The organism is Nostoc sp. CALU 546, from assembly GCF_048836525.1.
This window is the reverse complement of record NZ_JAWJTF010000018.1, coordinates 25,668-36,776: the sequence shown is the minus strand read 5'-3', so window position 1 is coordinate 36,776 and position 11,109 is coordinate 25,668. Positions and strand designations below refer to the sequence as shown.

The 11,109-nt window shown below is 41.5% G+C and carries 13 protein-coding genes; 6 read left to right on the top strand and 7 right to left on the bottom strand.

From position 1 onward, the window contains the following. Nucleotides 1-199 precede the first annotated feature (199 nt). The gene (locus RRG12_RS11800; protein ID WP_420759407.1) at nucleotides 200-988 is read left to right on the top strand and encodes a class I SAM-dependent methyltransferase; all 789 of its coding nucleotides are present in this window, start codon (nucleotides 200-202) and stop codon (nucleotides 986-988) included. A 95-nt stretch (nucleotides 989-1,083) separates the two neighbouring features. Further along, nucleotides 1,084-2,418, top strand: a complete 1,335-nt coding sequence (locus tag RRG12_RS11795; protein WP_420759406.1) for a hypothetical protein — start codon at nucleotides 1,084-1,086, stop codon at nucleotides 2,416-2,418. Between the two features lie 150 nt (nucleotides 2,419-2,568). Here RRG12_RS11795 and RRG12_RS11790 read toward each other — a convergent pair whose 3' ends face one another. The 4 genes from RRG12_RS11790 to RRG12_RS11775 all read right to left on the bottom strand — a co-directional run bounded on the left by RRG12_RS11790 (nucleotide 2,569) and on the right by RRG12_RS11775 (nucleotide 5,718). Continuing rightward, entirely contained in the window at nucleotides 2,569-3,006 is a 438-nt protein-coding gene (locus tag RRG12_RS11790) for a response regulator (protein ID WP_069071716.1), read from the bottom strand. A gap of 141 nt (nucleotides 3,007-3,147) precedes the next feature. Continuing rightward, nucleotides 3,148-3,618 carry a cupin domain-containing protein gene (locus RRG12_RS11785; protein WP_420759405.1) on the bottom strand — a complete coding sequence of 157 codons (471 nt, stop codon included), beginning with the start codon at nucleotides 3,616-3,618 and terminating at the stop codon, nucleotides 3,148-3,150. A 179-nt stretch (nucleotides 3,619-3,797) separates the two neighbouring features. Further along, a complete protein-coding gene (locus RRG12_RS11780; RefSeq protein WP_420759434.1) occupies nucleotides 3,798-5,165 on the bottom strand; it encodes a DUF3370 domain-containing protein in 1,368 nt (455 codons plus the stop codon). A gap of 31 nt (nucleotides 5,166-5,196) precedes the next feature. Next, entirely contained in the window at nucleotides 5,197-5,718 is a 522-nt protein-coding gene (locus tag RRG12_RS11775; RefSeq protein WP_069071718.1) for a peptidase C15, read from the bottom strand. A gap of 58 nt (nucleotides 5,719-5,776) precedes the next feature. On the opposite strand from RRG12_RS11775, the gene hisH reads away from it, so the two are divergent. Both hisH and rsmD read left to right on the top strand, forming a co-directional pair. Further along, nucleotides 5,777-6,412 carry an imidazole glycerol phosphate synthase subunit HisH gene (gene hisH, locus RRG12_RS11770; protein WP_420759404.1) on the top strand — a complete coding sequence of 212 codons (636 nt, stop codon included), beginning with the start codon at nucleotides 5,777-5,779 and terminating at the stop codon, nucleotides 6,410-6,412. 77 nt (nucleotides 6,413-6,489) lie between these two features. Beyond that, nucleotides 6,490-7,035: a 16S rRNA (guanine(966)-N(2))-methyltransferase RsmD gene (gene rsmD / locus RRG12_RS11765; RefSeq protein ID WP_420759403.1), complete on the top strand. Its 546-nt coding sequence runs from the start codon at nucleotides 6,490-6,492 to the stop codon at nucleotides 7,033-7,035. Nucleotides 7,036-7,197: 162 nt separating this feature from the next. Here rsmD and petG read toward each other — a convergent pair whose 3' ends face one another. After that, the gene (gene petG / locus RRG12_RS11760) at nucleotides 7,198-7,311 is read right to left on the bottom strand and encodes a cytochrome b6-f complex subunit V (RefSeq protein ID WP_063721252.1); all 114 of its coding nucleotides are present in this window, start codon (nucleotides 7,309-7,311) and stop codon (nucleotides 7,198-7,200) included. Between the two features lie 209 nt (nucleotides 7,312-7,520). Here petG and RRG12_RS11755 point away from each other — a divergent pair, with 209 nt between their 5' ends. Then, entirely contained in the window at nucleotides 7,521-7,895 is a 375-nt protein-coding gene (locus tag RRG12_RS11755; RefSeq protein WP_420759402.1) for a c-type cytochrome, read from the top strand. A 594-nt stretch (nucleotides 7,896-8,489) separates the two neighbouring features. Next, nucleotides 8,490-9,287: a peptidylprolyl isomerase gene (locus RRG12_RS11750; RefSeq protein WP_069074396.1), complete on the top strand. Its 798-nt coding sequence runs from the start codon at nucleotides 8,490-8,492 to the stop codon at nucleotides 9,285-9,287. A 238-nt stretch (nucleotides 9,288-9,525) separates the two neighbouring features. Here the strand turns inward: RRG12_RS11750 and RRG12_RS11745 are convergent, their stop codons facing one another. Continuing rightward, a complete protein-coding gene (locus RRG12_RS11745; protein WP_069074397.1) occupies nucleotides 9,526-9,822 on the bottom strand; it encodes a hypothetical protein in 297 nt (98 codons plus the stop codon). A gap of 39 nt (nucleotides 9,823-9,861) precedes the next feature. Then, nucleotides 9,862-10,458: a DUF3177 family protein gene (locus tag RRG12_RS11740; protein WP_069074398.1), complete on the bottom strand. Its 597-nt coding sequence runs from the start codon at nucleotides 10,456-10,458 to the stop codon at nucleotides 9,862-9,864. Nucleotides 10,459-11,109 lie beyond the last annotated feature (651 nt).

The window sequence follows — 11,109 nt, the reverse complement described above, 5'->3', positions numbered from 1 at the left end:
GGGTTATGAAGCCCGCAGCGAAGCTATTTCTAGCTTAAGTTGACACCAATGAGCAGTGCTAAACCCTTACCCACGTATTTGTATCATTATTAAAGTGAAATGGTATCACTCCTTGACAAGGCCAGCAATCAATACTATTAAACTTATCTAAAGCTTGTAACTATTTAATAACACGAACTTTCAAAAAGCCAGTAATTCCATGCACAATCGCGAAAGGTTGGTTGATTTAAGACGCACTCATTTCCAGAAACGCTTACCTCTAAATCAGCAAGTTATTAACTTAGCAGGAAATATAGATACCCATGCTTTCTTAAGAAACCCAGCCTCTCACAACATTTTTCTTTATCTGACCGACTACGTAAAAGTTTTTTCTGAGCATTGGTTTAAGACAAGCTCAAATAAAATACGCGTTCTGGATTGGGGGTGTGGTAAAGGGCATATTTCTTTTCTAATGCGTGAAATGGATGTCCAAATAACCAGTTGTGATGTGCGCGGTACTGGTACTGGTGACTCAGCTTTTGGTCAGACTACACCCATTATAGAGAAAGCATCCCTAACGGTTGTTCCCCTAGAACATCCTTATTTACTTCCCTTCAGCGATGCAAGCTTTGATGTCGTCTTAAGTTTTGGAGTCCTTGAACACGTTCCCAATGATCTTGCTTCTCTCGGCGAGATTCATCGAGTGTTAAAACCAGAAGGTCTTTTCTTTTGTTTTTTCCTTCCCTACTACTTTTCTTGGACTCAGCGTTTAGCTCATTTGCGGGGAGACTTTTATCACGACCGCTTGTATTCCAAAAAGATGGTGAAAGACCTCCTCAAGCAAACCAACTTTGAACTGCTTGACCTTTGGCATCGGCAACTTCTACCTAAAAATAGTGTTTCATACGCCAACTACCACGTTTTTGAATCTGTAGACCAATGGCTGAGTGAAAACACGCCCTTTAAATATCTTGGAACTAACATTGAATTTGTTGCTTTTAAAAGTTAGGCTGCTTGTTTCGTGAGCATGAATCTAGCTATTGCTAGATACTGTAATTCTCTCAAACGCTATAATCTACATCTGTTGCACTGAGAGATTAACTTGTGGATGTCATATTAGAACGATCGCACCAATTAAAACAAGCCTTAGTTGATTTTGTCCTTGATGCTGAAGGCGAACTGGCACAAGCACTAGAAACTTATGCAGCAGCACAGTTGCGCCGTGGAAGTGGGGATAATACACAGCAGGACTTAACCATCGATAGCTTTCTGACAGCCGGGAAAGTCGGTGATAAGTCACCATTAGAGTTGTTTATCGAAAGCCATCCAGATTTAGAAGAAAGCGATCGCAACCTGATCAACAGTTGGCATCATAGTTTTATTGGCTTATTTGCCATAACTAATATTCTACCTGATGGCTTTGAATTGACGAACTGGTTGACAGATAAATGCTACATCGTCAAGCCAAACAATACTCAAACATTACAGGCAATATCTCGGTTGAAAGTCGGAGAAATCTTGCTCACTCGCATTTCTCCCGTTACCGATAGCTACTGGATGTTATCTGGCCCCTACACAATAATGGGTAAGTTAGGTAAACCAAAACTTGCTGTAGCAATTGGTAATTTCAAAGAAAACTATAAAAGTAATCTTTACAGCGATGCTCCAGACTTGCTAGAAGAAGCTTGGCAGTCAGTAGAACAATATCATCAGCAGTTTGTGGACTTTTTTGGTACTGATGAAATCACACTATCTGGATACCATTTGAATAAAAAAATAGCGGAATTCCAAGAAGTAATTACTGAAAAAACCTTTGCAGCCGCAGGAATTGATACTTCTAAATCTCTGGCGGAAGTGGCAGAAGCAGCTGGCATTGGCGATGAGGAAATAAAAGCCGCAGCACAAGAGTTCGGCGCTGATTCCAACGTCGTCTCTGAGATGTTTAACAGCAAAAGCAGCAAGAGCAAAATGGTGATGCCAAAGGTTGATTTACCTGCTGAACTCAAGAAAGCAGAACAGGTAACGGCTCTTTCTCATCCCCGTTGGGGACAAATGTTTTTACCAACATATAGTAAGATACAAGCAATCTTATCGGCAGACGACTGGCAAAGTGTTCAAGGGGCGGAAAAACTAGTTCGCTACTACCTAGAAGATAAAAGTATTAATGCCTTTATTTGGCATCGATTAGCACAACAGTATCCAACTCAATTAGAAAATGTGTTGCAAACATTTTTGCAACGTCCAGAGTTTAGGCTTGAAAGTGACTTGGATACACTTTTGCAAGAATTCCACAAACCTCTTGAGCCAGAGTTGCCAGACATTGCCAGTGTACCCATACATTTGCATAACTTATTTCAGGAAGCTTTAGGAGAAGTTAACAAATCGAAGCCCAAGGGTAAGGGGCAACAAAAGCCAGCAAAGGGTTTTCAACGAGAATAACAAATATATCCAACATCTCACTCTACCCACTTAGGGTTATATGGTTTCCAAGGTAGAGCCTTTTGTTGGAGCGTACAGCTAGCTGTACGCTCCAAGAGCCTATTGGGTAAAATCAGTCTCAAAAATGAGATGAAAACGGGATAGTTAGATTTAAACATCGGTAGATAGCAAGTGAGCAATCTCACCTACGATTTCTTCTGGACTCTCAAGCTTGACTAGAAATCGATCAAAACCAGCATTTAAAGCTTTATAGCTTGAGACTTCCCGTGTATAAGAAGTGATAGCGATCGCAGGTAACTGTCTTAGGGATGGGCAAGAATGCACTCGAATTTGCTCAATTAACCAATTTCCATCATGATCGGGTAACTTCACATTGCACAGCAGAATATCGGGATGAAGCGATTCGACCAAAACAAGGGCTTCTTCTGCATCTGTTAAAGCCATCACCTCTGCACCTGCTGCTTCCAAAATGAAGGTAAGTAAATCTGCAATATCTGGCTCATCTTCTACCAGTAAAATCGTGGTTCCAATAAGGTGCTGGAGCGAATTTAACTCAGTTTCTTGGTTAATTTTTTGATCGGTTGTCATGCCGTCCCTTTATTGCGTGCTATGGTCTGCTATTTATATTGCAACCCATAGAGCGGAATAAGTATTCATCCTAAATACACAAACTTGGGGTGAAAAGCTTTATCAATTATGATGTGATGAAGCAGTTTAAGACTTAACTGCCTAACTAAATGGTTTAGCGTCCTTTTGCTCAAAGATTTCCACAGAATCGCCACGTCGAACCATGCGTTTTCCCAGATGTGGAAAATCAGCAATTTCCACATCAAGATTTTCTCCTCCCATTAAATAAACTAAGTTTTCGTCCCCTGTATTCCTGAGATGGTGGGCTACTGAAGGAGTTGGGAATGCCATAAAGTCCCCTGGGAAAACCTCAAATTCTTCCCCGTCGATTTCTGCGATTGCTTGCCCCGATAGAATATAAATCCATTCTTCCTCGCAGTGGTGGGAATGGTAAACAAAAGATTCTTTCCCCGCAGGAATTACAGCAAAGTTAACTCCAGTACGCTTTAGCCCAACCGTGCGTCCCATGTATGTCCCCGATATTTCCGAGTTTGGATTCCAAGGGTGAGAGAAGGTCTGCATACTGTCAGCAATTTCTTTAGCACGCAAAATCAAAGATTTTTTGTTTGTCATATTTACTAACTTTATATATTAGTAAACATTGTAAGACGTTGTCCTAAATGGGTGCTTTATAACAGATGTGCCTTTAAGCCGCGCCAAGTTGGTAAATAGTAGAGCTTTGTGAATCGCTGACTAATATTTTTTGGTAATAGGTAATTGGAGAAAAGCTATTACCCATTACCTATGACTCATTATCGAGGTTCAGTCTGAGTTGAGACTGTTAATACTTGCGGTGGCGTAGCATCCGGTGGATAGAGAAAGTCTACTTCTACCAAAGAGCGATCGCCTGGTTTCATATTTAATAAAACTAACGGTTCCCCTGGTTGACCCCTCTTTTGCACTAAATGCACAAACTGAGTTTGTGGCTGATTTTGGTCATTTCTATAACGTACCCGCACTGTCCCTCGGAAGAATACTTGACGAGCTGGTGCACTAAAAAAGCGTAACCCTGGTTTGACTAACTGATCCTCCTTCAGTGGTGTTTGTATGGATACACTCACAGTTTGAGGACTTTGAGTATTGTTGTATAGCGGCAACTTGAGATTATATTGAATTCCATAGTTGCCATGAGCGCGATATGCGGTGTCAGGATAGCGCACCAGCATAGTAGCACTTTGAATTTGACCAGTTCCTAAGGTTCCGCCATGTAGGCTACTCAGAGCGTAAGAAAACGCTTGGCCAGGCTGGGGAATAGTTAGATACCTGGCTTTAGGATTATCTACTAATAACGCTCTCCATCTTGAACCAGCAGCCACTCCAGCAACACGCCCATAAATTCTTGGCTTACCCGTTTCTTCTAAGGGAGTGGGGATTTTATCGCGTGGCCCGGACACATCACTATTATTGAGTAAATTTTGCCACTCTTCTAAAGTAGGCGATCGCTCACTGCCATCAGGATTCTCCCGTGCAAACATGGCTAGACTAGCTGCATAGACAGTGCCATTACTTTGCAGTCGCATGAACGTAGACCGACCATTTAAGGGTGGTGTCAATCCCTGCACAGGAATTGGTAAATTTAGTAACATCTGACTTTGCCCAGATGGAATCTCAATTTGGGCAGGGAAAATCTCTTGTCGTTTTCCCCTAAGTACATCAGACATAACGCGATCGCCCGGCCCGGCAAAAATTTTACCTAAAAGATTTTGGCTAAAGGATGGTAATTGAATAAATGGTGCATCCGGTTGACTCAAATAACTCGCCGCTTGCCAAATATTTACCTTCACCGGTTCCGAACTAGGGTTATGCAAAATTATCCCTAGATAAAGAGAACGCAAATTCTCTGCTGGTTCAGCTTTAGCAACATGATGAGCAAAAATATCAAATCTTCCTCGAAAGGGAAAATTCAGATGTGCCGTTGGTACTTTTTTGCCATCTGGTGGAAAAGTCGAGAGTAAAATTCCTTCTTTCAAAACCAATTCTGGACTATTGCTATTAAAGGTTGGCACTGTATCCAATTGACCTGGTAAAGGACGTACTTCTTGTGGTTGCACGACTTCTTCAGGTGGTGGTGTAGCAGGAGTTGATTGGGCAACTGGGAAAATTAGTAACAATGGCAACATATACTTAGATATTTCTTTCACCATACAGACATTAACAACTTGATGAAAGTGCCAGATTGTTAACAATTAATACGAAATCGGCAAGAATCCCCATCAAATTTTCTGGATTGAGAATTGGAACGTGAACAAATATACAACGTGCCGTGAGTTGATTTTGGCTTAAGTAGTCCAACACTGAATAGTAAAGACCCTCGCAAACAAATTTCCCACAGTCGTGGCTAATGTCAATTGCTACTGCTCCCGCCACTAATTTTTCTAAATCAACTTCTGTCTGCAAAACAATTTCTTTCCAGCTAGCAACTGCTTCCACACTTAATTTTGTACGGCTTGCTGCCTGGCCACAACAGATGATGTAATCAGGTTGGATTGCATTGATTTTTTCCATTACCTGAGTGCTGGCAAGTTGCACATCTACGGGTAACTGGCGTAAAAAAGTTAAGTCATGCTGTATCAGATCCAGTTTGGTAACTTCAAGTAATAAATCATCAGAAGAATTTGACAGTTGATCCTTTAGCCAAATATCAAAAGAAGTTAATAGAATTCTTTTCTTCATAACAAATATTATTTAGAATAGAAAAACCCTCCATAATAAATTTACAAGGAGCAGGTAAATGCCAGTAATTGCGGTCGTAGATTACGAGATGGGAAATTTGCACTCAGTCTGCAAAGGCTTGGAAAAAGCTGGGGCAACTCCTAAAGTTACTTATTCTTCAAAGGAATTAGAGCAAGCAGATGCTATAGTCCTACCGGGAGTGGGAGCATTTGATCCAGCAGTGCAACACCTGCGATCGCGTGGTTTAGAACAACCCATTAAAGAAGCGATCGCATCTGGAAAACCTTTTTTGGGAATTTGTTTAGGATTGCAAATTCTCTTTGAATCAAGTGCCGAAGGTACTCAACCAGGACTGGGAATTATCAAAGGAAAAGTACGGCGGTTTCGTCCAGAACCAGACATCACTATTCCTCACATGGGTTGGAATCAATTGGAAGTGACTCAACCAAAAAGTATTTTGTGGGAGCATTTACCATCAGATCCTTGGGTGTATTTTGTCCATTCCTACTATGTTGACCCAATAGACCCGCTAATCCGTGCAGCAACCATCACTCACGGTACTCAAACCATCACAGCTGCGATCGCCCATGAAAACCTGATGGCAGTCCAATTTCACCCCGAAAAATCCTCTAATATCGGATTGCAAATCCTGTCTAATTTCGTTGCTCAAGTCCGCGAAAAAATTCCTGCCTAATATTCTTTTTGTCATTTGTCCTTTGTCTAAAACTAATGACCAATAACCAATGACTAATGACCAATGACTAATAACCAATGAGCCTGAGAATTTACGGTAATCGGCAGCTAAAAACTTTACCAGGGAAAGAAACTAGACCCACTAGTGCGCGGGTAAGAGAGGCAGTCTTTAATATTTGGCAAGGAGAAATTGCAGGTTGTCGCTGGCTAGATTTGTGCGCCGGTAGTGGTTCAATGGGCGCAGAGGCTTTGTGTAGAGGAGCCAGCTTAGTATTGGGAATTGAACAATCGAGCCGAGCCTGTGCCACCATCCAACAAAATTGGCAGCAGGTAGCTAATGCCGACCAGGAATTTCGGGTATCACGGGGAGATATTACCCAGCAGTTAAAGACTTTATCAGGCAAGCAATTTGACAGAATCTACTTTGATCCACCTTATGCCAGTGGATTGTACCAGCCAGTATTAGAAGCGATCGCTCACCATCAACTTTTAGCTCCTAACGGTGAAATCGCAGTTGAACACGCCTCACAAGGTTGGACACCGCCAGAGATTCCCCTTTGGGAAATTTGCCGCCAGAAAGTTTACGGCAACACATCACTGACTTTCTACAAAATTGTGGAATGAGAGGAGAGGGAGAATATCAGAGAGCAAGGGGAGATGAGGCAGCAGAGGAAGCAAGTAAACAATTATTATTCCCCCTCGTCTTCCTCATCCTCATCATCTCCCCTACTCAAAACTCAGCACGGGCTAAACGCCCCGCTTCCGCTAACAAAACTCAGCACTCCCTCATCCCCCCAACTGATTGGGGCGCTTGTATTGCTTATATGCAGCGTAAAAAAGTCCGGCGAGAGTGACGAAAACTAGACCAAGGACAATACCTGATAGCAGGGGTTCAACCACTGTAAATCTCCTCTTTGTAATTATTAAATATTCGTTCCTGTTTTTGATTTTACCAAATTTGGTATGAATCCTGCGCCCTACAGCCTTTTTGGAGGGTGACTGCCCACAAGAAAATAGTCTTCTGTGCTTGCAGACACAATCAAGAACTTTTAAGCTATGTGTAGGAAATGAAAACTTTTCGGCACACCTAGACTTTCATCGCAAACCTTTTGGATAACCAGATTACCAAACCTGAAATTTTGATTCAGCGGATCGTTTTATTGACGCTGTCCATACTGCTAGCAGTCCCTTTGGGCTTTTTTGGTGTTCAGTTGGTTCAAGCCTCCGATCCTTATGTCAAGAGTGTTCTATCCTTAACAGGAAACCCAATTCAAGGACACGCGATCTTTCAAATTAATTGTGCTGGTTGTCATGGCTTAGAAGCAGATGGGCGAGTGGGGCCCAGTTTGCAAGCCGTTTCAAAGCACAAGTCTCGGTACGGGCTGATTCACCAAGTAATCAGTGGCGAAACACCGCCAATGCCGAAATTCCAACCTAGTGCCCAAGAAATGGCGGATCTTTTGAACTATTTAGAGTCTTTGTAGACCTAAGAATTTTTGGTTGTAGGATACATCAATCCCTGATGTTAACAGACCTCTAGATGCTCGATAGCGTCTTGTAGAGAAGCTTTAGCGACTTAGGAGCGTCGCCCTTGGCACATCACGCTACTTGTACTTGAAGAAATTCCAAACGCTCTGGTGCGAGATGCCGCGCGTAGCTTCCTTCTAGGAGTACACAGTTATCTCAAAGCACCATAGTTCAGTCTGATAACTTTGTCTTCTGAGTTGTAGTGGAGAGAACTGTCATTAGTCATTTGTCTTGTGTCCTTGTCTTCACATCTGGTTGTATTTGCGTAGAATCTTTGATAAAAACTCATATAACCTGTATATTTTTAAGTATGTTAACAAGTAACTATTTAATTATTGGGAAAGTAAGTTAGCATACCTAACTCGGTAAAATTAAGGCAAAAGCTCCTAAAAAATGGGCTACGGTATAGCTTTTTGAACAGACTAGTACCGCACGGCGTAAATAAGCCACCCATCTTAAACGTCTGAAACTCTTGCAAACAATTAATTACGAATTACGAATTCCGAATTCCGCCTTGCGGTACTAGATATTCTTGAGATGCCCGAAAGCTAATGACTGAAGCGATCCAAATCGGTAATCGTACAATCACAGCGAGTGAACTGGTTTCCTTACTGGCAAGTTACCAAATGCTGCCACAGTTGCAGCGGGAATTGATCATTGATGAGGCAATAGAGCAAAACTCAAGCTCGGACAAGGTAGCAATAGAGTGTACACCTGAAGAAGTAGCCCAAGCTAAACAGAAGTTTTATGCTGAAAAACAGTTTAAAAATGAAGAAGACATCCAGGCTTGGATGGCATATCAAGGGCTGACTCCCGATCAACTAGAAGTTATTACCACTCGTAAGCTAAAAATTGAAAAATTCAAGCAAGCTACTTGGGGTAATAAACTGGAATCTTACTTTTTTCAGTCCAAAGCAAAACTGGACAAAGTAATTTATTCCCTACTGCGAACTCAGGATGTGGGAATTGCCCAAGAACTCTACTTCCGGATTCAGGCAAAAGAAAACTCTTTTGCTGACTTGGCGCGGGAATACTCACTTGGCCCAGAAGCCCAAACTGGCGGCTTGGTAGGCCCGATTGAACTGAATGCCCTACATCCGGTAATGGTGCAAATGCTGTCTAGCAGTCAACCAGGTCAAATATTGCCCCCTACCCGCATCGCTGAATGGTTTGTGATTTTGCGGTTGGAAAAATTTATTCCAGCACAATTGGATGAATTTATGAAAGTGCGCTTGCTGAATGAACTTTTTGAAACTTGGCTACAAGAACAGCAAAAGCAAATTATGTCTGCACCACAAGGGAAAGGAGAGATAGGAGAACAGGGAGAGGGCGATAAACCTTTAACCTAAGCATGGAAGATGACTCTCATGCTTGGCTTCAAAACCGAAGTAGCGATCGCAGATTTTTATAAAAATGTAACTTTTGAATCGCTTTCTAGTCAACTCATAGCAAAGTGCTGAGTTCTGAGTAAAACCCTGTTGTTTCAATATTTTGAGCAATCAACACTGTCCTAACCTGTGTGACTACGGATATAGCTAAATAAAGAAGCTTGAGTGAAGCGAGCAATCACATTTGACTATCACTCACTTATACTCCTACTTCTGATAATAGAGCTTCCATAGCTTCCCAAGAGAGTCCTTGTTGAATATAACGGGGTGTTTCAGGATTATAAGGACTGGCTACTCGATCAATGTTGAGGATGTTTGCCCCATCTGGTAGAACTGGTACATCTGCATCAAATGCAGTAGGGCGCATCAAAGAACTGGAAAAGCCTTTGAAAACAGCAATTGTATCTTGCTCACCAACAATTTCCACCGTTACAAGTAAGACTTCTTGAGGGCGTTTAGCGGTGTATTGTTCTAATCGCTTGCCAATAGAATTCATTTTTTGAGGTAGGAGTAGGAGTAAGGCTGACAGAGACGGTTACTGTAGTGTGGCCGAGCGTCCCTGCTTGCCCAGCTTAATTAGAACAAAATAGCTTAGGTAAAGCACATAAATTACTAAACTAACTATGCCAAGAAAACCTAAGAACTCAGCTTTACTATTAGCATGGAAATATTCTTTGAATAACAACGGAGCCTCGAACCAAACGCTACAATAGGCAGTCTTCAGTACATTGGCAGAAAAAGCACAAACCAAAAAAGGGATAGAAGCTAGTGTACCCAAAATACAATAAACAGTTGTAGCCCAGCGCCAAGAGGTAAAAATAAATTTCAAAGAGCCACTGGTTTGATACTCAATTTCATCATTGAGATCCACCCAGAACCAGAGCGAAATTGGGATCAAAATCCGAGCCATTAATCCAGAGATAAAACCAACTGGATACTGGGCAATCATTAAGTAAATCGTGATTGCCACCAGGCTTGATACTCGCCAGTATATAGTCAATAAGCGTTGTATGCCTTCTGCTTTTTGCACAAATGCCCAAATTAGAAGAATTAGCGGAATAATTACCAGGAATAATACTGCCAGTCGGTAATCAATCCAGACGAAAGGGCGAAACCAAATGTTATAGTCCATAGTTTTTCTCAAACAATAGATAAAAGGAATTCAGACATCAGGAGTCAGGCTTAATCAAGTGGCTTTTTATACCATTACCTGATTGTAGAGCGCTTAATAAATTAGGGGTATGAAACCCTGTTATTCAGGAGTCAGGCGGACTCCAATTCATGCTGAATTCTGACTCTTTAATTCAGCATGAATTCTTCTTGATAATAGTTTAATCAAAGCATAAAGCTCAGTAGTTAACCCCAATACTGTACTAATTAGTTATGATTCCCATAGTCATTTACGATTTCACAAAATTTATCCGAAGTAAGTAGGCGAGAAAAATTTAATGTATACGAAGAAATATAAATTAGCCGTAGGTGTGTTATTCCATAGGCTAAAACACTTTAAATTGTTGACGTTGCGTTGCTCTGTGCGACAACACATCCTACATTAAAATTCCTTAATATAGCTGTAAATATTAGCACCGACTTACTTACAAACGAGTTTATCGGGGCGTACATTTGTACGTCTCTACAGGCAATTCATTTGTTGTTTCATTTTGAGAAAATATATTACAAGCTAAATTAAGGAATTTTTTATCAAGAAATAATTAAGGGGGATGGGGCGACTCTCCGCGTTGCCCTATCCCCCACTTTTCGCGTCTTTTTTGGTCAATCTTAG

Bases quoted from the DNA above. Each gene is read 5' to 3' on its own strand.
- RRG12_RS11780 (WP_420759434.1), bottom strand. From the start codon at position 5,165: ATGTTGCCATTGTTACTAATTTTCCCAGTTGCCCAATCAACTCCTGCT.
- rsmD (WP_420759403.1), top strand. From the start codon at position 6,490: ATGAGCCTGAGAATTTACGGTAATCGGCAGCTAAAAACTTTACCAGGG.
- RRG12_RS11800 (WP_420759407.1), top strand. From the start codon at position 200: ATGCACAATCGCGAAAGGTTGGTTGATTTAAGACGCACTCATTTCCAG.
- hisH (WP_420759404.1), top strand. From the start codon at position 5,777: ATGCCAGTAATTGCGGTCGTAGATTACGAGATGGGAAATTTGCACTCA.
- RRG12_RS11790 (WP_069071716.1), bottom strand. From the start codon at position 3,006: ATGACAACCGATCAAAAAATTAACCAAGAAACTGAGTTAAATTCGCTC.
- RRG12_RS11750 (WP_069074396.1), top strand. From the start codon at position 8,490: ATGACTGAAGCGATCCAAATCGGTAATCGTACAATCACAGCGAGTGAA.
- RRG12_RS11745 (WP_069074397.1), bottom strand. From the start codon at position 9,822: ATGAATTCTATTGGCAAGCGATTAGAACAATACACCGCTAAACGCCCT.
- RRG12_RS11785 (WP_420759405.1), bottom strand. From the start codon at position 3,618: ATGACAAACAAAAAATCTTTGATTTTGCGTGCTAAAGAAATTGCTGAC.
- RRG12_RS11775 (WP_069071718.1), bottom strand. From the start codon at position 5,718: ATGAAGAAAAGAATTCTATTAACTTCTTTTGATATTTGGCTAAAGGAT.
- RRG12_RS11740 (WP_069074398.1), bottom strand. From the start codon at position 10,458: ATGGACTATAACATTTGGTTTCGCCCTTTCGTCTGGATTGATTACCGA.